We start from the raw sequence: 19,722 nt of genomic DNA on the forward strand, positions 1-19,722 counted from the left end.
AGCTTGCTGAAACTTTACGTCTTGTCCTGTTCCGGTTTTGCGTCGAACAAAGGGGACAAGATCGCGTTCCGCCCTTGACTTTCCGCGCCGAACGGCGGAAGTGTGACTTCTCGCGTCGGTCCGCTCCTGGAGGTTTTCCCATGGCCCACACGCGTCCCGCCCACCGGTACACGGCTTTCGCCGTCGCCGCGCTGAGCGGAATCGCCGTCACCGCTGCCGTGGTCACCGATGCGGCCGTCGCGGCTCCCGCGCCCGGCACGCCGATTTACCGGGACACCCATTACAGCTTCGCCGAACGCGCCGCCGATCTGGTTTCGCGCATGACGCTGCCGGAAAAGGCGCAGCAGCTGCACACGAACAACGCGCCCGCGATTCCGCGGCTCGGCGTGCAGCAGTACACCTACTGGAGCGAGGGGCAGCACGGCCTGAACCGGCTCGGCGGCGACGCCGGCGCGGGCGGCCAGGGCGACGTGGACGACGTGCACGCGACGAGCTTCCCGGTGAACTTCGCCGCGACGATGTCGTGGGACCCGGCGCTGACCTACGCCGAGACGACGGCGATCTCCGACGAGGCCCGGGGCTTCCTGGACAAGTCGCTGTTCGGGACCGGGCAGAACAACATCGGCCCGGACGTCGGCGAGTACGGCGACCTCACCTATTGGGCGCCCACGGTCAACCTCGACCGCGACCCGCGCTGGGGCCGCACCGACGAGGCGTTCGGCGAGGACCCGTACCTCGTCGGGAAGATGGCCGGCGCGTTCGTCGACGGTTACCAGGGTTACACGCTCGACGGCACGCCGATGACGCCGTACCTCAAGGTGGCCGCCACGGCCAAGCACTACGCGCTCAACAACGTCGAGGACGACCGGCTCTCCGGCGACTCGCCGACCACCGAAGCCGACCTGCACCAGTACTACCTCAAGCAGTTCCAGAAGCTCGTCGAGGACGACCACGTCAGCGGGCTGATGACGTCGTACAACGCGATCGACGGCACGCCCGGCGCGGTCAACACCTACCTGGTGAACCAGCTGGCCCAGCGCACCTTCGGCTTCGACGGCTACACGACGTCGGACTGCGACGCGATCGCCACGGCGTGGCAGCCGCCGCCGGGCGGGCACCTGTGGGCCGCGCCGGGCTGGCGCGCGTCCGTCGCGGGCGCGCAGGTGATCTGGACGAACACCACGACCGACGCGACGATCCCGGCGGCGGCCGGCGCCGAGGCGTACGGCCTGCGTGCCGGGACGCAGCTCAACTGCACGGGCGACCAGGCGACGCTCACGAACATCCAGGCCGCCATCGACGCGGGCATCCTGTCCGAAGGCGTGCTCGACGCCGGTCTCGTCCGGCTGTTCACCACGCGCATGGCCACCGGCGAGTTCGACCCGGCCGACCGGGTCGGGTACACGAAGATCGGCAAGTCCGTCATCGAGAGCCCGGCGCACCAGGCCCTTGCGACGAAGGTCGCCGACAACTCCCTGGTGCTGCTGAAGAACGCGCCGCTGCCGGGTGGTGCTCCGCTGCTGCCGGCCGACCCGGCGAAGACCGCGAAGGTCGTCGTCCTCGGCGACCTGGCGAACACGGTGACGCTCGGCGGATACAGCGGCCAGCCGACCCACACCGTCAACGCCGTGCAGGGCATCCGGGCCGCGCTGCCGAACGCGTCCGTCGTCTTCGACGCGGCCGGGACCTCGACCACGGCGACGACGCCCGCGGTGCTGAGCGAGGCGACCAAGGCGGCCGTCCGGGCCGCCGACCTGGTCGTGATCGCCGCCGGCACGGACCGCGCGACCGCGGGGGAGGGCCACGACCGCGCGTCGCTCGCGCTGCCGGGCAACTACACGTCGCTGATCGACCAGGTCAGCGCGCTGGGCAACCCGCGGACCGCGCTCGCGCTGCAGACCCTCGGGCCGGTCGCGCTGGGCGACGTCGAGGCGAAGGTGCCGGCGATCCTGTTCAGCGGTTACAACGGGCAGAGCCAGGGCACCGCGCTCGCCGACGTCCTGTTCGGCGCCCAGAACCCGGACGGGCACCTGGACTTCACGTGGTACCAAGGCGACGCGCAGCTGCCGGACGTGCACGACTACGGGCTGAGCGCCGCCGCGACCGGCGGGCTGGGGCGGACCTACCAGTACTTCACCGGCGCGCCGACCCGCCCGTTCGGCTACGGGCTGAGCTACAGCACCTTCCGGTTCTCCCGCGTCGCCGTCGACCACCAAGCGGTGTCCGCCGACGGCACGGTGAACGTCAGTCTTGATGTGACGAACACCGGACAGCGCCCGGGAACCACCGTCGCGCAGCTGTACGTCGCCACGCCCGGCGCGGGCACCGGTGACGAGCCGCTGCAGCGCCTCGCCGGGTTCCGCAAGACCGGGTCGCTCGCGCCGGGTCAGACTCAGCACCTCGTGCTGCCGGTGCGCGTCCGCGACCTCGCGCTGTGGGACACCGCGCACTCGCGTGAGACGGTCGCGGACGGCACCTATCAGTTCCGGGTGGGCACCGACGCGGCGACGATCGTGGCCCGCAAGGACGTTCAGGTGACCGGGACGCCGAAGCCGCGCGTGAAGACGGTGACCGTACAGCCCGAGGCCGTCGTGTACCACCCCGGGCAGAGCCTTGACCTGACGGGCGCGAACCGGTGGCTGGCCGACGACACGAACCCGGCCGAGCAGCCGGACCGCGACCTGGGCATCGTCGCGGACGGCGTCGTCGAAGCGGTGAACGACGACCAGTCCTTTGTGGACCTCGCCCGTGCTCGTGTCGCTTACAAGAGCAGCAATCCGGACGTCGCGAGCGTCGACGGCCAGGGGATCGTGCACACGATCAAGGACGGCGTCGCGACGATCACCGCGACCGTGAACGGCGTCTCCGGGTCGGCGCCGATCGTCGTCACCGGCACGCTGACGAGCACGGTGCCGGCGTTCCTGGCGGCGGGGGAGCGGGGCACGGCGACGGCGACGTTCGTCAACGGCAGCACGAAGGACGTCCGCGGGCTCGCCGTGGCGATCGCGGTGCCAGCGGGCTGGACGGCCACGCCATCGACCCCGGCCGGCTCCGGCCGCGTCCCGGCGGGCGCGTCGGTCACGGTGAAGTGGACCGTCACGGCCGGGGCCGACGCCCAGCCCGGCACCTACCCGATCGGCTTCACCGCGACGTCCGGCGCCGGGACGTTCACCTCCAGCGGCGACGTCAAGGTGCCGTACGGCTCGGTGGCGGCCGCTTACAACAACACCGGGATCAGCGACGACGGCCTGCCCGCGGCCGGCGCGTTCGACGGCAGCGGCCTGAACTACTCGGCCCAGGCGCTGGCCGCCGCCGGCTTCGCGCCGGGACAGCCCGTCACCGCGGGCGGGATCACCTTCGCGTGGCCGCGGCCGAACGTCCCCGACAACGTCATCGCGGCCGGTCAGGTGCTGCCGGTCAGCGGTTCGGGCCGGCTGCTCGGGTTCCTCGGCGCCAGCGCCTTCGGCAGCACGTCCGCGCCGGGCACCGTCGTCTACACCGACGGCAGCACGCAGAGCTACACGCTGTCCTTCGCCGACTGGTGGTCGGGCAGCGCGTCGCCGGGGACGTCGATCGCGGCCACGACGCCGTACATCAACGTCGGGCCGGACAGCGCGCGCCAGAACCAGAACGTGCACGTCTACCTGGCCTGGACGACGCTGGACCCGGCGAAGACGGTCCGGTACGTGGTCCTGCCCGACAGCGCGCCGGGGCAGGCGGCGGGCAGCCCGGCCACGCACGTCTTCGCCGTCGGCGTCGGGCAGCCGGCCGGCGGGGCCGCGATCGTCGGCGACTCGTTCGGCGACCCGGACAGCGCGCACGGCGCGAGCGTCCGGGACGGCGACGACGGCCGGACGATCCCGGTGACCGCGGGTGGGCTGCCCGCCCGCACGACGACGGGGGCCGCGTCGCCGTTCGTCTACCTGGACCTCGACGACGGCGTCGTCCCGGGCGGTAGCTACCAGGCCACCGCGTACGTCAGCTACTTCGACCGCGGGACCGGCAGCTGGAACATCCAGTACGACTCGGGCGCCGACGTGCCGAACAACGCCTACCGCGAGTCGGCGGCCGTGACCGGGGAGGACACCGGCACCTGGCGGACCGCGGTGGTGCCGCTGCCCGACGCCGCGTTCGCGAACCGCGAGAACAACCACTCGGACCTGCGGCTGAACATCGGGACCGGCGGCCTGGCGATCGGCCGGATCGCGGTGGCCGTCACGGGTGGCGACGTCGTCCCGATCCAGCTGACGTCGGCGGAGCCGACCGCTCCGGTGGTGTCCCAGCAGCCCCAGGACGCGACCGCCGCACCGGACGTCACGTTCACGGCCTACGCCGTCGGCGACCCGGCCCCGCTGGTGCGCTGGCAGCAGTGGCTGCCCGGTGGCGAGTGGGCCGACGTCCCGGCGGCGACGTCACCGACACTCACGGTGAGCGGCGCGGCCGACGGCACGCAGTATCGAGCCGTGTTCACCAACCTGGCCGGCAGCACGACAAGTGACCCGGCCACCCTGCACGTCGGCTGACCTCACACGGAATTGTCCACGGTGGACAGTGCGGCGTAGGCGATGTCCCGCCCGGCACGCTCCCAGATGACGTCGGGGCCGGTCAGACCCTCGGCGGACAGCTGCCGCTTGACGACCTTGAACGTCGACGTCCGTGGCAGCTCCCGGACGGTGCGCACGTACCGGGGCACCTGTTTGGGCCCGAGATCGGGCTGGCCGGCGAGGAAACGGCCGAACCCGGCGGGGTCCAGGGGCGTGTCGCCGAGGACGATCGCGGCCATCACCTGGTCCCCGGTCACCGGGTCGGGCACCGCGTAGACGGCGGCGTCGGTGATCGCGGGGTGCCGCAGCAGGATGCGCTCGATCGGCGCGGTGCCGAGGTTCTCCCCGTCGACGCGGAGCCAGTCGCCGAGCCGCCCGGCGAAGTAGCAGAACCCGGCGGCGTCGGCGTAGGCGAGGTCGCCGGTGTGGAACCGGCCGCCGCGCAGCCGCTCCGCGTCGGCTCCGGGGTCGCGGTAGTACCCGGCGAACCAGCCGGCGCCGGTGGTGTTGACCAGCTCGCCGACGGCGTCCCCGGCGTTGGTCAGCCGGCCGTCGGCGTCGAACGCGGCCGGTGGGCACGGCCGGCCGGTGTGCGGGTGCACGATGGCGACGTCGTCGGCCGGTCGGCCGAGGGAGCCGGCCGGGGTGTCGTCGGTGCGGGCGAAGCCCACGCCGCCTTCGGTGGAGCCGAACGCGTCGACGACCTTGCAGCCGAAGCGGTTCTCGAACGCGGCCAGGTCGGCGCTCGCGCCTTCGTTGCCGTAGACGAGACGCAGCGGGTTGTCCGCGTCGTCCGGACGTGGCGGGGTGGCGACCACGTAGGACAGGGGCTTGCCCACGTAGCTGGCGTAGGTCGCGCCGAACTTCCGCACGTCGGGCAGGAAGCCGGACGCCGAGAACCGGCGGCGCAGCGCGATGCCCGCGCCGGCCGCGAGCCCGACCGCCCAGCCGGCCATGATGGCGTTGGAGTGGAACATCGGCATCGTGACGTAGACCGTGTCCGTTGTGGACAGTCCGAAGCGCTGGGCGAGCATCGCGCCGGGAAACGCGATCTTGCCGTGGGTGCAGCGCACGGCCTTCGGGTCGCCGCTGGTGCCGGAGGTGAAGATCAGCATGAGCAGGTCGTCCGCCGACGCGGGGACGGGATCGAGCGGCGTGTCCGCCGACGGCCACGATTCCAGGTCCCGCACGCCGATCCCGCCGAGGTCCAGTCCCGCCAGCAGGGGCCGGTACTTGCGCTCGGTGACCACGAACTGGCAGTCGGCGAGCCGGATGTCGCGCGCGAGGGCCGCACCGCGGCGGGTGGGGTTGAGTCCGACCAGCACCGCCCCGGCGAACGCGCAGGCGCCCAGGAGGACGGAGAACGCCGGTACGTTGTCGGCCAGAATGCCGACATGGGGCGGTTTGTCCCGGTCCAGCGTCGCCCGGAGGTCGGTGGCGCGGCAGGCGGAAGCCCGGACGTGCTCGGCCCAGGTGTACGTCTCGTCCTCGAACCGCAGGCCCGGACGCTCGTCGTCGGCGCGGGCCAGCAGCAGTTCGGTCACGGTCGGGACGCCCATCCGCGCACCTCCAGGCACCGGTGATCAAAGTGAAACAGGTTCTACTTCTACCACGGTGACCGGTGCGGGGTCCACCGCCGCCGGGTACTCCGGGAATCACTAAGTCTTCCTCAAGCCCATTTTCTTTCCCCCGCACCGGTGTTAGACCTGCGGTGGTGCTTCCGGACAGCGTGGTCACCAGGGCGGTGGTCACTCGTCCCGGAGAAGGGACGCTCATGCGCACAGTCCGATCAGTCCTCACGGTCGGCGTCGTCACCACCCTGGTGCTGACCGGGGCCGCGGCGCCCGGTCAGGCCCAGCCCCAGCCATCGAAACAGCCGGTGGCCGTGGGGTCCGGCGGGGCGGTCGTGTCCAACACCCCCGAGTCCACCCAGGCCGGGATCGACGTCCTGCGCCGGGGCGGTACCGCGGCCGACGCCGCCGTCGCCGTGGCCGCCACCCTCGGGGTCACCGACCCCTACGTCGCCGGGCTCGGCGGCGGGGGCTACTTCGTCTACTACGACGCCCACACGAAGAAGATCTCCACGATCGACGGCCGCGAGGCCACCCCCGCCGCCGACGGCCCGAAGATGTTCATCGACCCGGCCACCGGTCAGCCGTACCCGTTCGAAACCGCCGTCGAGAGCGGCCGGTCCGTCGGGGTGCCCGGCATGCTCGCGACGTGGCAGCGGGCGCTGGACAAGTGGGGCCGGTTCAGCCTCGCGGACAACCTGCGCCCCGCGGAACAGGTGGCGGACCGCGGGTTCGTCGTCGACCCGGCCTTCTCGAACCAGACCACCGAGGAAGCGGCCAAGCTGGGCCAGTTCAGCTCGAGCGCGAAGCTGTTCCTCCCGGGCGGCAAGGCACCGGTCGCCGGCTCGGTCTTCCGCAACCCCGACCTCGCCGCCACCTACCGGCAGATCGGCCGCGAAGGCATCGGCGCGTTCTACGGCGGTCCGGTCGGCCGGGACCTGGTGAACACCGTCCAGCACCTGCCGCTGGCGAAGAACGCCACCATCACGCCGATCCCCGGCCCGATGCAGCTGTCGGACCTGCGCGCCTACCGGGCGCTCGACGCCGCGCCGACGCACGTGAACTACCGGGGTTACGACGTCTACAGCATGGCCCCGTCCTCCAGCGGCGGCATCACCGTCGGCGAATCGCTCAACATCCTGCAGAACTTCGACCTCGGCAAGATGTCCACCGTCCAGGCCCTGCACCACTACCTGGAGGCCAGCCGGCTCGCCTTCGCCGACCGCAACCGCTACATCGGCGACGCGCGTTACGTCGACGTCCCCCAGCAGCAGCTGCTGTCGCGGTCGTTCGCGGCGACCCGGGCGTGCAAGATCGATCCGGCCCGGGCCGGGCAGAGCCCCGTCGCGCCGGGTGACCCCTTCCACCCGCAGGGCTGCAAGACCGTCCCGGCGGCGTCGGCCGACGGCAACGAGAACCACACCAACCACTTCGTCGTCACGGACAAGCAGGGCAACGTCGTGTCCTACACGAACACGATCGAGCAGCAGGCCGGCAGCGGCATCACCGTGCCCGGCCGCGGTTTCGTGCTCAACAACGAGCTGACCGACTTCAACTTCGCACCCACCCAGGGCACCGCCCCCGACCCGAACCTCCCGGCGGCCGGCAAGCGGCCGCGCTCGAGCATGTCCCCGAGCATCGTGCTGCGCGACGGCAAGCCGTTCCTCGCCGTCGGCTCCCCGGGCGGCGCGACGATCATCACGACCGTCCTGCAGATCCTCGTCAACCGCATCGACCTGGGCATGAGCCTGCCGCAGGCGATCGCCGCCCCCCGCGCGTCCCAGCGCAACGCGGCGACGACGGACGCCGAGGCGGCGTTCATCGCGCAGCCGACCACGGCGGGGCTCGAGGCACTCGGCCAGAGCTTCACCGACGTCGGCGACATCGGCGTCGCGGCCGGGCTGGAGTTCCTGCCCCACGGCCGGGTCCTCGCGGCGGGCGAACCGGCCCGCCGTGACGGCGGCACGTCCGCGGCGGTCGTCTCCCGCCGGTGAGGTGCGCACCGGCCGGGTTCACCGCCCGGCCGGTGCGGCCCGCTCCCGAACCGGTGGCCCGGTGGCCGCGGCGAGGCGCAGCTTGGTCTCGGCGGGGCTGCCGGGGACGGCCGTCATGATCACGATCTTGAGCTCGGTGTCGCCGTCGCCCAAGACGTCGCAGTTCACCTCGATCGGTCCCACCGCGGGGTGGTCGATCGTCTTGTCGTCCTCGCGGTGGGCGGCCACGGCGCCGGTGGCCCACAGCCGCGCGAACCGCCGGTTGCCCGCGGTCAGCTCGCGGATCAGGCCGGCGAGGCGGGCGTCGTGCGGGAAGCGTCCGGTGGCGCGCCGCAGGTCGGCGACGACGGCGAGGTCGGTCGTGTCGCTGTCGAGCTCGGTCACCGGCCACTGGGCGAGGCAGGCGGGGCCCGTGCCGAGCGGGAACCGGTCGCGGGCGAAGTTGCGCCGGCGGGGCTCCGCAGCGGACGGGTCGCCCAGCAGCGCGGCCCAGCCGCGGTTCCACCAGACCAGCTGCCAGTCGGCCGCGAACACCGCGACCGCGACGTCGCCGAGCCGGGAGAGCACGCGGTGGACGCCGGGCGGGATGTGGTCGGAGATCGTGCCGCCGGCCGGCGGGGTGAGACCGGCGAGCCGGTACAGGTGATCCCGTTCGGGGGTCGAGAGCTGCAGGGCCCGCGCGAGGGAGGCGACCACCTGCACCGACGGCGTGGTGGCCCGGCCCTGCTCCAGGCGCACGACGTAGTCGACCGACAGGCCGGCGAGGTCGGCGAGCTCCTCGCGCCGCAGCCCGGCCGCGCGGCGGGCCCGGCCCACCGGCAGCGCCGCGGCCGACGGGGGCAGCCGATCCCGCCAGGTGCGGATCATCGCGCCCAGCCCGGTCCCGGGTGTCGTGGTCATGCCCCCATCTTCCCCGAGCACGGCCGCCGGACCCGGCCTCGAGGGTGGTACCGCTGTTCCTACCGTCGAGGCGTCCCTGGCCGCCCGCCCGCAGCGGGCCGAGGATCGACCGCATGACGATCACCTTCATCACCGGAGCGAACAAGGGTCTCGGCCGCGAGACCGCCCGCCGCCTCGTCGAGGCCGGCCACACCGTGCTGGCCGGCGCCCGCGACCCGGAGGCGGGCGCGCGCGCCGCCGCCGCGGTCGGCGCGCGGTTCGTGCTCATCGACGTGACCGACGACGCGTCCGTCGCCGCCGCGGCCGCCGACGTCGCCGCGCGCGAGGGCGCGATCGACGTGCTGATCAACAACGCCGGCGTCCACGGCCCGGCCGGCGACCCCACCGGCCTGACCGGCGCCGACGCCCTCGGCGTCTTCGACGTCAACCTCGCCGGCGTGGTCCGCACGACCAGCGCGTTCCTGCCGCTGCTGCGCCGGTCGGCGGACCCGGTGATCATCAACGTCAGCAGCGGGATGGGCTCCCTCGCGCTCACCCACGACCCGGCCCGCGCCGAGTCCCGCGTCGTCGCCCCGCTCTACACCGCCTCGAAGGCGGCGCTCACGATGCTGACCACGCAGTACGCGAAAGCGTTTCCCGGCATCCGCGTCAACGCCGCCGATCCCGGCTACACGGCGACCGACCTCAACGGCCACAGCGGCCCGCAGACCGTCACCGAGGGCACCGACGCCATCGTCGGCCTGGCCACCGAGGAGCCCGGCGCCGGCTCCGGGCGGTTCGTCGCCCGGAGCGGCGAGATCGCCTGGTCCTGAGCCGGTCCTACTCCGGTGCCGGCCCGGCGGGGCGCGACCCGGCCGGGGCCAGGGAGGTGTGCCGCAACAGGGTCAGCGCCTGCTTGGCGGCCAGGGTGAACAGCCCCATGGTGATGTCCGGCTGGCCGAACACGACCAGCAGGAGCGACGTTTCGACCGGGAAGACGCAGACGTAGCCGGAGCTGCCCTCGAACATCGCGGAGCGTGATTCGCCGATGCCGGCCTGGGCGGTGAACTGCGCGGCGAGCCCGATGGCCGCCGCCGACATGGCGGCCACGCTGTCGGGCTCGACGCTGTCGGTGTCGTCGGCGAGGACCAGGCCGTCGTGGGTGGCCATGAGCAGCCCGGCGACCTGGTCGACCTGGCCCCGGATCGTGCGCAGCACCTCGAGGGTGCGGCCCGAGTCGGGCGGCGGGCTCGTGACCGCCCGTTCCGGCGGGCTCGTGGTCGCGGTGGACGGTTTGCGGATCGGCAGCGGCGCTCTGAAGTGCTGGCTGTGGATGTCGGTACCGCTCATACGGACAGGCTGATCTCGATGCGCTTGAGGCTGTGCCGGGCGAGCGCGAGGTTCGCGCGTTCGCGGTCCAGCACGAGGTAGAGGAACAGCGTCGAGTTGCCGCGGGCCGACAGCGGCCGGATCACGTGGTACTGGCGGTGGAGCGTGATGAGGATGTCCTCGATGGCGTCGTCCAGCCCGAGGGAGGCCATCACGCGCAGCTTCGCCCGGACGACCTCGGTGTTGCCGGCCGCGGCGACGTCCAGGTCGAGCCAGTCACCACCGCCCGCCGAACCGAGCGACATCCCGCTCTCGTAGTCGACGAGTGTCGCGCCGACGGCGCCGGGAATGCTCATCGCTTCTTTCAACGCCAGGTCGATCGTCATGAAAAGGGGTTCTCCTGTCGGGCGATCACGTTCGAGTGCGGCAATCGACGTGCCCGGGCGCGAAGGCTCGCTTCGCGTAGTGGCAGTCCGTTGCGTAGGCAGGTGACGTTATGTGTCCGCGGCGGTGATGAGTACGCCCGTTCGGAGCAATCTGATTAATTCTTCCGGGAGTCAGGGCGGCGCGGCTTTGTGACTTGTTCGCCTGTCCGATGACCTGGTCCGGCATTCGTTTTCCGCGCGGAAGCGGAGTGCGGGCGAGGCTTATCGCGGCGATATGCATTCGGCAAATTGCAGATCGGCCGTTGTCACGCGCTGTCCGCGTGTGACGAGCGGGGAACGCTAGCCGGAGAACCGCTCCAGCTCCGCCGCCGGGAAGTAGTTCTGGGTGACCGCGCCGACACGCACCAGGTACTTGTCGCGCTTGCCGTCGAAGTGGACGACCGTGCCGACGTTCCCGGTCATCGTCCGGCCGGTGATCCGGACGGTCTCGCCCACCTCGAACTCATCCATGACGATCATGGTGCCACGCGGACCGGCCGCCCGGGATCGCTCGGTCCGGTGATGACCGGCGTCAGGGCAACCGGCTCCGCAGGGCGGAGATCCGGTCGACCGAGGCCGTGAAGTCCGCGCTCGGCAGGGTGCCGTTGCCCAGCGCGGCGGCCAGCGCGTCGGCGGCGCTGTCGCCCTGGGCGACGTCGCGGGCCGAGGCCAGGATCAGGTCCGTCCCCGCACCGGCCGCCAGCACCGCGCGGTTGCCGGTGGTCCCGTAGCCGTTCAGTGCCCCGGCTTCCAGCGCGTCGGTGATGGTGACGCCGGAGAAGCCGGTGCGCTGCCGCAGTTCCTGCCGGACGACGACCGGGGACAGCCCGGCCGGGCGCCCGGCGTCGAGTGCCGGGTAGACGGCCCAGGACAGCATCACGAGGTCGACCGCGGCCCGGATCGCCGTCGGGTAGGGCGCTTCGTCCTTCGCGCGCAGCTCGGGCAACGGCACGGTCAACGTCACCGGCGCCACGTCGGTGTTCGCGCTCGCCGGGGCCGAGCCCAGGCCGGGGAAGTGCTTGGCCGTCGCCGCGACGCCGGTGGCCTGCTGCGCGGTGACGGCCGCGGCACCGAGGCGCCCGGCGACCGCCGGGTCGTTGCTGTAGGAGCGGCCGTAGCGGTCGATGAAGTCGCCGGCCTGGCGGTAGACGTCGAGCACCGGCGCCAGGTTGACGTTCATCCCGGCCGCGGTCAGGGTGCGGCCCGCGCCGGTGCCGGCGGCGGTCGCGGCGGCCACCGGATCGGCCGCCTGCCCGACCTGCTTCTCCGACAGGGCGGGCTCGCCGGGCAGCCGGCGCACCTGGCCGCCCTCCTGGTCGGTCATCAGCAGCAGCGGCCGGGACACCGGGCTCTGCGCCGACGCGGCGCGCAGCTGCCGCACGACCCCGGCGATCTGCTGGCTGCTCTGGACGTTCTCGCCGAAGAAGATGACGCCGCCCGCTTCGCCGGCCCGGATGCGCTGCAGGAGCGCGTCCGGTGGCGTGAGGCCGGGGTAGGAGTAGATCACCCGCTGGCCGGCGAGCTGCCGGGGCGTCAGGCCGGTGGCCCCGGGAGCGGCGCCCATGGCGCCCGCCAGCGCCACCACGGCGACCAGGGCCGGCAAAGTCCTCCTGCGCGTCACACGGGTCATGGGTTCCGCTCCCTCCAGGTGACGTCCACGGTAACTCTTTCGAGTGGCTGACGGAAATTTTCTGACGGGCCGATTTGTGTTCTGCGGCCGTGGGCGTGTCCGGGGAATCGCCGAAAACGGACGAGCCGGGCCGGTGCCCGCAAGAGGGGCCCTCGATGGAGGGGAACAATGCGCGAGAAATTCTCGCCGGTCGCACTTCCGGTCCTGCTGACGGCCTTTCCCGGACCCGGTCCGGGAAAGGCCGTCAGCGCGTCGCAGATCCCGGTTGCGGTGAACGCCGGACTTCCGGTCGTGGAGCGGTTTGCCGGTGGCGTAAGCGGTATCTGCGGAGCGTCTTGTCCACCCTCACGACATCGGGTGGTGTCAGCCCGAGGTGCTCGCGGCCTGGCGGGCCCGGTAGGCGCGCATCTTGTGCCGGGCGCCGCAAACCGACGTCTCGCACCAGCGGCTGACCGCGTTGGGGGAGCGGTCGTAGAAGGCCCACAGGCAGTCCTCCGCGGCGCAGGTCTTCAGCCGGTGCAGGGAACCGTCCAAGCGGGTGGTCACCACGGTGGCGAGCACCCGGGTGATCGCCGTGTCCAGGGCGGTGGCGTCGTCGCCGACGAACTCCGCGCCGGGTGGGTCAACCCGCAGGAGGGGGCGGGTGCCGGTGCGGGCCAGTTCGCCGTTCAACGCGCTCACCGCGGCCGGTGCGCCTTCAGGGGCGCCCAGCAGCTGCCGCAGGGCCTCCCGGAGGCGGCGCACGCGGGTCAGGTCCGCTTCCGTCGGCCGGGTGGGGCACGGCAGGCCTTCGGAATCCGCCCACGTCACCAGGCCGGCCGGGGTGCTCAGGTCGTCCCGGTCCTCCAGCAGCTCACGGGTGTTGACCAGGCGCTGGACGACGCCGAGCGGAGGTGGTGCGGCGGGACGGGGAACCATGGCAAGCACGTTACCAGCATTTTCGCCGTGTGAGTTACAGGTGAGGGCAGAGATGTCTTGCAGAGCGGTACGGTCATCCGCTCGGGTTACCAACACTCGGCTTTGCTGGTAACGTCAACTCGTGACGAGTCCGAGGAGATGAGCTGTCGTGACCGAAACCACCACTGAACCCCGCTCCCCGGCCAGGGTCGTGCGCCCGGTGCTGCCGGTGGCCGCGGCCGATCTGGCGGACGGCATGGCGTTCGGCGCGCTCGCGGCCTCGGTCGGGATGGGCGTGCTGGCCCCGGTGGCCATGTCGCTGCTCGTGTTCTCCGGCAGCGCCCAGTACGGCGCCGTCGCCGTCATCGGCCAGCACGGCTCGGTCTGGGCCGTGGTCGGCGCGGCGGCCGCGCTCAACGCGCGTTACCTGTTGATGGGCACCACGATCGCCCCGGCGCTGACCGGGTCCGCGTGGTCGCGGGCCGGGACGGCGTTGCTGATCACCGACGGCTCCTGGGCCATCGCCCACCGCGGTGAGGGGCGCTACGACCTGCGCACGCTGCGGGTGGCCGGCTCGTTGTGCCTGTGCGGCTGGACCGCCGGGACCGCGCTGGGCGCCGTCCTCGGCGACGCCATCGGCGATCCGGGACGGCTGGGGCTGGACGCCGCGTACCCGGTGTTCTTCCTCGGCCTGCTGCGTTCGCACCTGAAGACCACGCGCGCGTGGGTCCTGGCCGTCCTCGGCGTCCTCGTCGCGGCCGCGCTGGTCTCCTGGGCCCCGCCGGGTATCCCGGTGCTGGTGGCCGGGGCGGCGGGTGCCGTGGCGGGGGCGGCTCTGGGGGTGCGGCGATGACGTACCAATGGGTGATCGTGCTGGCGCTCGGCGTCACCGCGCTCACGTTGCGGGTCGTGGTGCCGCTGGCCGCCGGCGGGCGGGAACTGCCCGCCTGGCTGCGCAACGCGCTGACCTGCGCGACTCCGGCTCTCATGGCCGGGCTGGTGGTCACCCTGCTGTGGCCGGCCTCGGGTGACGTGTCCTCGATGCGGACGCTCACCGCGCTGGCGGGCGTCGGCGTCGGAGTGGCCCTGCTGGCCGCCAAGCGGTCCATCCTGACCGCGATGATCGGTGCTGCCGTCGTGAGCGCTCTGCTGCGCCTGGTGCTCGGCTGATCCGTCGTCGCCGGGCGCGGGCGTGCGAACAATTCCTAAAAGTGCAAGATCGACCACCGGGCGTCCGTAAATCCGCTGGTCGGAAAGGGACTGCTCCGGCCGCCTGCGGTCGAATCGGGAACTGGAGCGACGTTGCTCTCTTGGGGTGAAGGACAATTTCTCAGCTGGCCACGTTGGGTGAGAACGAGCAGTTTTCCCTGCCGGATAGTGGCAGTTTGCCAGCCACTTACGTGTGGTATCCGAAGTGGGTCAACCAGCGGGTGAGCGTCGGCCAAGGCCGTTCCCCGCCGCCTGGCAAGGACTTTCGGCAAGGGCATGAACGAAATAATCGAATGGTCACCCGGAGCCGGAAAGGGCCGAAGGTGCCGATCGGGGGACGTTCGTCGTGAAGGGTTTCGTGCCGGCAGCGAGTAGGCGGCACCTAGGAGGTTTCGTGTTCGGGACCGAGTTCCACCACTGCGGGAGGGCGGCCACCACGGCCGGCCGGAGAGGCCGTCGGCATCTGACGGCGAGCACTTCTCACCAGAACCACGACGAGCGGGAAGAGGCCGTGCCGCGAAAATCCGCCTCGATCGACGAAGGGACCATCCGCCGCGGCGTGGGCATCGACCCCCGCGCCGCTCGCCAGGATCGGTGGTGACCTGTGGACACCGCGTCCCTCACCACTTTCCTCAACGTGGCCGAGCAGTCGAGCTTCACCAAGGCCGCCAGCGATCTGAGCCTGGCGCAGCCGACGGTCACCGCCCGGATCAAGAAGCTGGAGCGCGACCTCGCCTGCGATCTGTTCCACCGCACCGGCGCGCTCATCCGGCTCACCACCGCCGGCCAGCGGTTCCGGCGTTACGCCCACAAGATCGTGAAGCTGAGCCAGATGGCGGAGGAGACGGTGCTCGAGGGCGCCGCTTCCGGGGACGCGCTGAGTGTCGGCGCCGACAGCGGGCTCGCCTCCTACCGGCTGGTGCCGATCATCGAGTACCTGTACCGGCGGCACCCGGAGCTGGCGCTGGAGATCCGGCCGATGGAGGAGGACCCGTGGAGCCGGATCGGCGACTCCGACGTCGACTGCGCGTTCTTCATCGACGTCTGCAAGTCCTCGCCGAAGGCCGATTCGACCCTGCTGTGCCCGGAGCCGCTCGTGGTGGTCACCGGCCCGGACGGCCCGCTCGGCCGGGAGCCGGTGCCGACCTCGCGGCTGGCGAAGTACCCGCTGCTGTGCGCGCACCGGGACAGCGGCTACCAGCGCCTGTTCGAGCGGACGCTGAGCGGTGCCGCCGACAGCCGGATCCGGGCGCTGTCCTTCGGCTCGATCGACGCGGTGAAGCACGCGCTGACCGCGGGGCTGGGCATCGCGCTGCTGCCCCGGCTCAGCGTCGCCACCGAGCTGGCCGACGGCCGGCTGGTCGAGGTGCCGTGGACCGCGCCGTTCCAGGTCTTCACGCAGGTGGCCTGGCACCGCGAGATCCGCACCGACCCCCGGTTCTCGGTGCTGCTCGACGCGGCGGCCCGTGCGACCGCCGAGCAGGTCGCGGACGCGGGAACGCGTCCGGCCCACCGGTCCGCCCTCTGAGGGCGGACCGGCGAGCCGGTCCTTCTGTCTTCAGGCCCCGAACGGTTGGCGCTTTCGCAGCGCCCCGTCGGGGCCTTCGTCTCGCCACCCTGCGACTGGCGCGGGCCGGGGTCGTGAGTGATAAGTAGGGTTAGAACCCGCCTAACCACTCACGACAAGCCACGGCAGACCCGGGTACCGCACCTGCCGCCCAGGCGCCCGGGTGCGTTCCTTCCGCTCCTCCGCGACGGCGTGCTGACCGCCCCGCTCAACCGAAGTCCGTGAATGCCACATTGAGGGACACTAGGTCCCTCAATGTGGCATTCACGGCTTACGGCAAGGCTGGGTTGTAGAGCACGGCGGTTGGGGCCGGGGTGGGGTCGTGAGTGGTAAGTAGGGTTCTAACCCGACTAAACACTCACGATGAGCCGCGGCAGGGTCGGGAACCGGGGCAAGGGTTCGCCCGGCTCGGCGGGCCGCCCCCAGCGGGGCGGCCCGCCGAGCCGGGCGATGGCTCTTTCTTCAGGCTCCCAGCGGGTATTGCTCGCGGCCGTAGAGGACCGTCGGGGCTTCGTTCGTGTGCCGCAGCCAGACGACCTTGCCGACGACCACGGTGTGGTCCAGCAGCGCCGCGGTGTCACCCACCTCGCAGACCAGCGCCACCCCCGCCGCGGACAGCACGGGGATCCGGCGCTCGGGCTGCCACGGCACGCCGTCGAACCGCTCGGCCGGGCTGCCGGAGGCGAACTTGCGGGTCAGCGCCCGCTGTGACCAGGACAGCGTGTTGACGGCGAACGACCCCGTGTCGAGGATGGCCGCGAGGGTCCGGCTGTGGCTGCCCAGCGACACCAGGACGCTCGGGGTGTCGGCCGAGAGCGACATGACGGCGTTGGCCGTGCAGCCGACGGGGGAGTCCCCGGTGACGGTGGTGAGCACGGTGACCCCGGTCGGCAGCTTCGCGATCGCCTGGCGGAAACCCTCCGCGGGCACCAGGTCCGGCGCGGGCGGGCCCTGCGCCGACGGGCCGTGCGTCGCGGACTCCGGCGTCGGAATCCCCGGCGCCGAAACCTCGTGTGCCGAACCGTCCTGAGCCGAAACGCCAGGCGGCGCGGCCTCCTGGGCCGGCATGCCCGGTACCGGCCGGGTTTCGGTGGGCCGGCGGGTGGTGCGGAGCGGCGACTGGGTGACGTGTGCGGTGCGCATGGTCTTCCCTTCCCGGGGTGTGGTGGTCATCCGCGCTGCCCGATCGCTTCCTTGGTGAGGGCCGAGCGGTCGATCTTGCCGTTGACGTTGAGCGGCAGGGTGTCCAGCACGGTGAGCCGCCGGGGCACCATGTACCCGGGCAGCCGGCCGGCGACGGCGGTGAGCAGCCGGTCGGAGTCCAGGTCCGAGCCGGTGCACACCGCTTCGAGCTCCGTCGTGCCGCCGCTGCCGGGCAGGGCGAGCACGATCGCGTCGCGCACCGCCTCCTGGTCCCGCAGCACGGCCTCGATCTCGCCGAGCTCGACCCGGTAGCCCTGCACCTTCACCTGCTGGTCCGACCGTCCCAAGTGGACGAGAGCACCGTCCTGCCAGGACACCCGGTCGCCGGTGCGGTACCACGCGGTGTCGTCGAGCTCGTCGCCCGCGGCGTGCGGCCGCGCGGTCTCGTCGCCCGGGCCGAAGTGGTAGAAGCGGCCTTCGTTGGCGGCCGGGTCGAGGTAGCCGGGGAACCGCTGGGGCCCGCGCGCGCAGAGTTCCCCTTCCACCGCCGGGCGTCCCTGGTCGTCGAGCACGACGTGGCTGACGCTGGGGTAGAGGCGCCCGATCGGCACGGTCCCGTTGGCGGTCTCCGGCCAGTCCGCCGGATCGGCCGGCAGCCGGTACTCCGCGCAGCTGATGGTCAGCTCCGTGGGGCCGTAGAGGTTCTCCACGACGCCGTCGGGAGCGGCGCGCTGCCAGGCCGTGGCCTGGTGCGTGGTCAGCGGTTCCCCGCAGAACAGGCTCCAGCGCAACGTCGGCATGCTCCCGGGCCGCAGGCTGCGCAGCCGCTGGGCGTAGGACACCATCGAGGGCACCGAGAACCAGTGGGTGAGCCGCTTCTCCGCGACGAACCGCACGGGCGCCAGCAGGTCCTCGCGGCTGGGGACGACGAGCGTCGCGCCGCCGCCCCACGCCGTGAACATGTCGAACACCGACAGGTCGAAGGTCAGGTCGAAGGTCTGCGAGACGCGGCTGCCCGGCTCCATGCCGTAGCGCGGCACGACGTGCTCGAGGTAGGCGCCGACGTTGCGGTGCCGGATCGGGACGCCTTTCGGCCGCCCGGTCGAGCCCGAGGTGAACAGGATGTAGGCCAGGTCCCCGGTGGCGGACGCCGGCGGGGTGTGCGCGGCGCCGCCGGTGGGCTCGGCCATGGCCAGCTCCGGCACGCCGAGGTCGGCGGGGCCTTCGGTGAGGACCAGGTCGAGACCGGCGGCCTCGGCGATCATCCGGTTGCGCTGCGCGGGAAATGCGGGGTTGAGCGGCACGACGGTGCTGCCGAGCCGGTGCGCGGCGAGGTAGCCGGCGTAGGTGAGCACGCTGCGCTCGGCCAGCACGCCGATCCGGGCGGGCACCGACCCCAGCGCGGCGACGGCCTCGGCCGCGACGTGCCCGGCGAGCTCTTCCAGCTCGCTGTAGGTCAGGGTGCGCGCGCCGACTTCGAGCGCGGGCGCGTCGGCGTGCTTCCCGGCCGAGTTTTCGAACCAGTGGTAAAGGGTGTTCATCGTTCTCATGCCTCCGATGCCGGGCCGGCGGTCGTCTTCGTGTTGGTGCGCACCAGGTCGTCGAACGTCCGCTCCAGCAGACCGGCGCGGGGCCGGCCCCTGGCGGCCGACTCCGCGGCGAACCGGACGACCTTGGGCAGCTCGCCCCAGCTCATCGCGGCCGCGGCGGCGTCCTCCGCGCAGATCTCGCCGTTCGCGGCGAGCACTTCGAGCCGGTAGGTGTAGTGCCTGCTCGCCGCCCACAGGTCGTCGCCGTAGCGGGCGGCGGCGGTTTCGTCCTCGGTCAGTACCCCGCTGATGCGGCCGAGCACCTCGGGCAGGACGCAGGTCCAGCCGTCCGGTTCCGCCGCCGGGGCGGCGGGCGCCTCGCCGGCGGAGCGGGCCAGCCAGCGGAACCGGTCCGCGAGCACCGGCTCCACGGCGGCGCCCAGCGCGTGGCGGTCGCGGTTGTCGATCTCCGCCGGCCACGGGGCGTGCGGCGTCAGTGCGCGTTCCAGCGCGGCGTCGTCCAGCCAGCCGAGGAACGGTTCCTGGGCGCCGAGCGGGGTCAACGCGCAGAAGTGGTCACCCACCAGCCAGTGCCCGTCGCGCCGGCCGAGCAGCAGCAGCCAGTGCGGCGAGTGCGCGGTCTCGTGCGCGGGGGACCAGGGCAGGTGGAAGGTGTCGGCGACGGTCAGCACCCGCCCCGAGCGGGTGAGCTCCGCGTCGAGGTCGCCCGCGGCCAGCGCCCAGTCCGGGGCCCCGCGGTAACCGAGCGGATCGTGCGTGGCGCTGTCGTCGACGCGGGCGTGCTGGGAGAACACGAGGTCCCCGCTGCCGCCGTCGAGCCGGACCGCGAGCCGCACGGCGTGGGCCAGGCGGGTCTTCACGCCGGGGTCGTCGGCTTCGAGGTAGGCCACCAGGTTGGTGGTGTAGCAACTGAGTTCCGGCACTACGTCCGGGGCGTTGATGAGGTGCACGTCGACCTCCGTCGTCGTGGTCGGGTTCCGCACC

16 protein-coding genes are annotated in these 19,722 nt (G+C 72.3%); 6 read left to right on the forward strand and 10 right to left on the reverse strand.

The features are described 5' to 3' along the window. Window positions 1-140 precede the first annotated feature (140 nt). The gene (locus OG570_RS29940) at window positions 141-4,523 is read left to right on the forward strand and encodes a glycoside hydrolase family 3 C-terminal domain-containing protein (protein WP_326952471.1); all 4,383 of its coding nucleotides are present in this window, start codon (window positions 141-143) and stop codon (window positions 4,521-4,523) included. 2 nt (window positions 4,524-4,525) lie between these two features. Here the strand turns inward: OG570_RS29940 and OG570_RS29945 are convergent, their stop codons facing one another. Then, entirely contained in the window at window positions 4,526-6,103 is a 1,578-nt protein-coding gene (locus tag OG570_RS29945; RefSeq protein ID WP_326952472.1) for a long-chain-fatty-acid--CoA ligase, read from the reverse strand. Window positions 6,104-6,318: 215 nt separating this feature from the next. Between OG570_RS29945 and ggt the strand changes: the two genes are divergently transcribed. Further along, window positions 6,319-8,109 carry a gamma-glutamyltransferase gene (ggt, locus tag OG570_RS29950; protein WP_326952473.1) on the forward strand — a complete coding sequence of 597 codons (1,791 nt, stop codon included), beginning with the start codon at window positions 6,319-6,321 and terminating at the stop codon, window positions 8,107-8,109. A gap of 18 nt (window positions 8,110-8,127) precedes the next feature. Here ggt and OG570_RS29955 read toward each other — a convergent pair whose 3' ends face one another. Then, complete coding sequence (locus OG570_RS29955) at window positions 8,128-9,009, reverse strand: helix-turn-helix domain-containing protein (RefSeq protein ID WP_326952474.1); 882 nt, start codon at window positions 9,007-9,009, stop codon at window positions 8,128-8,130. Between the two features lie 113 nt (window positions 9,010-9,122). Between OG570_RS29955 and OG570_RS29960 the strand changes: the two genes are divergently transcribed. Beyond that, window positions 9,123-9,821 (forward strand): SDR family NAD(P)-dependent oxidoreductase, encoded by a 699-nt coding sequence (locus OG570_RS29960; protein ID WP_326952475.1) that lies wholly within the window; start codon window positions 9,123-9,125, stop codon window positions 9,819-9,821. A gap of 7 nt (window positions 9,822-9,828) precedes the next feature. Here OG570_RS29960 and OG570_RS29965 read toward each other — a convergent pair whose 3' ends face one another. The 5 genes from OG570_RS29965 to OG570_RS29985 all read right to left on the reverse strand — a co-directional run bounded on the left by OG570_RS29965 (window position 9,829) and on the right by OG570_RS29985 (window position 13,290). Then, window positions 9,829-10,338 (reverse strand): roadblock/LC7 domain-containing protein, encoded by a 510-nt coding sequence (locus tag OG570_RS29965; RefSeq protein ID WP_326950649.1) that lies wholly within the window; start codon window positions 10,336-10,338, stop codon window positions 9,829-9,831. Continuing rightward, window positions 10,335-10,703 carry a hypothetical protein gene (locus OG570_RS29970; protein WP_247052939.1) on the reverse strand — a complete coding sequence of 123 codons (369 nt, stop codon included), beginning with the start codon at window positions 10,701-10,703 and terminating at the stop codon, window positions 10,335-10,337. Before OG570_RS29970 ends, OG570_RS29965 begins: the two co-directional genes overlap by 4 nt. Window positions 10,704-11,042: 339 nt before the next feature. Beyond that, on the reverse strand, window positions 11,043-11,213 hold the full coding sequence (locus tag OG570_RS29975) for a hypothetical protein (RefSeq protein WP_247052937.1): 171 nt from the start codon (window positions 11,211-11,213) through the stop codon (window positions 11,043-11,045). A 61-nt stretch (window positions 11,214-11,274) separates the two neighbouring features. Then, a complete protein-coding gene (locus tag OG570_RS29980; RefSeq protein ID WP_326952476.1) occupies window positions 11,275-12,372 on the reverse strand; it encodes a glycoside hydrolase family 3 N-terminal domain-containing protein in 1,098 nt (365 codons plus the stop codon). Between the two features lie 363 nt (window positions 12,373-12,735). After that, window positions 12,736-13,290: a CGNR zinc finger domain-containing protein gene (locus OG570_RS29985; RefSeq protein WP_326952477.1), complete on the reverse strand. Its 555-nt coding sequence runs from the start codon at window positions 13,288-13,290 to the stop codon at window positions 12,736-12,738. Window positions 13,291-13,438: 148 nt separating this feature from the next. On the opposite strand from OG570_RS29985, the gene OG570_RS29990 reads away from it, so the two are divergent. From OG570_RS29990 to OG570_RS30000, 3 genes are all read left to right on the forward strand, one after another. Beyond that, window positions 13,439-14,122 (forward strand): AzlC family ABC transporter permease, encoded by a 684-nt coding sequence (locus tag OG570_RS29990; protein ID WP_326952478.1) that lies wholly within the window; start codon window positions 13,439-13,441, stop codon window positions 14,120-14,122. Continuing rightward, entirely contained in the window at window positions 14,119-14,439 is a 321-nt protein-coding gene (locus OG570_RS29995; protein ID WP_326950645.1) for an AzlD domain-containing protein, read from the forward strand. Before OG570_RS29990 ends, OG570_RS29995 begins: the two co-directional genes overlap by 4 nt. 643 nt (window positions 14,440-15,082) lie before the next feature. Next, window positions 15,083-16,006, forward strand: a complete 924-nt coding sequence (locus tag OG570_RS30000) for a LysR family transcriptional regulator (protein WP_326950644.1) — start codon at window positions 15,083-15,085, stop codon at window positions 16,004-16,006. A 501-nt stretch (window positions 16,007-16,507) separates the two neighbouring features. Here the strand turns inward: OG570_RS30000 and OG570_RS30005 are convergent. From OG570_RS30005 to OG570_RS30015, 3 genes are read right to left on the reverse strand one after another with little or no spacing between them, the layout of a single operon-like run. After that, on the reverse strand, window positions 16,508-17,218 hold the full coding sequence (locus tag OG570_RS30005; protein WP_326952479.1) for a flavin reductase family protein: 711 nt from the start codon (window positions 17,216-17,218) through the stop codon (window positions 16,508-16,510). Next, window positions 17,215-18,729 carry an amino acid adenylation domain-containing protein gene (locus tag OG570_RS30010; protein WP_326952480.1) on the reverse strand — a complete coding sequence of 505 codons (1,515 nt, stop codon included), beginning with the start codon at window positions 18,727-18,729 and terminating at the stop codon, window positions 17,215-17,217. The genes OG570_RS30005 and OG570_RS30010 overlap by 4 nt, the downstream gene beginning before the upstream one ends. 5 nt (window positions 18,730-18,734) lie before the next feature. Continuing rightward, a complete protein-coding gene (locus OG570_RS30015; protein ID WP_326950641.1) occupies window positions 18,735-19,721 on the reverse strand; it encodes a hypothetical protein in 987 nt (328 codons plus the stop codon). Between the last annotated feature and the right edge of the window lies 1 nt (window position 19,722).

This window comes from Amycolatopsis sp. NBC_01286 (genome assembly GCF_035982555.1).
Classification (GTDB): Bacteria; Actinomycetota; Actinomycetes; order Mycobacteriales; family Pseudonocardiaceae; genus Amycolatopsis.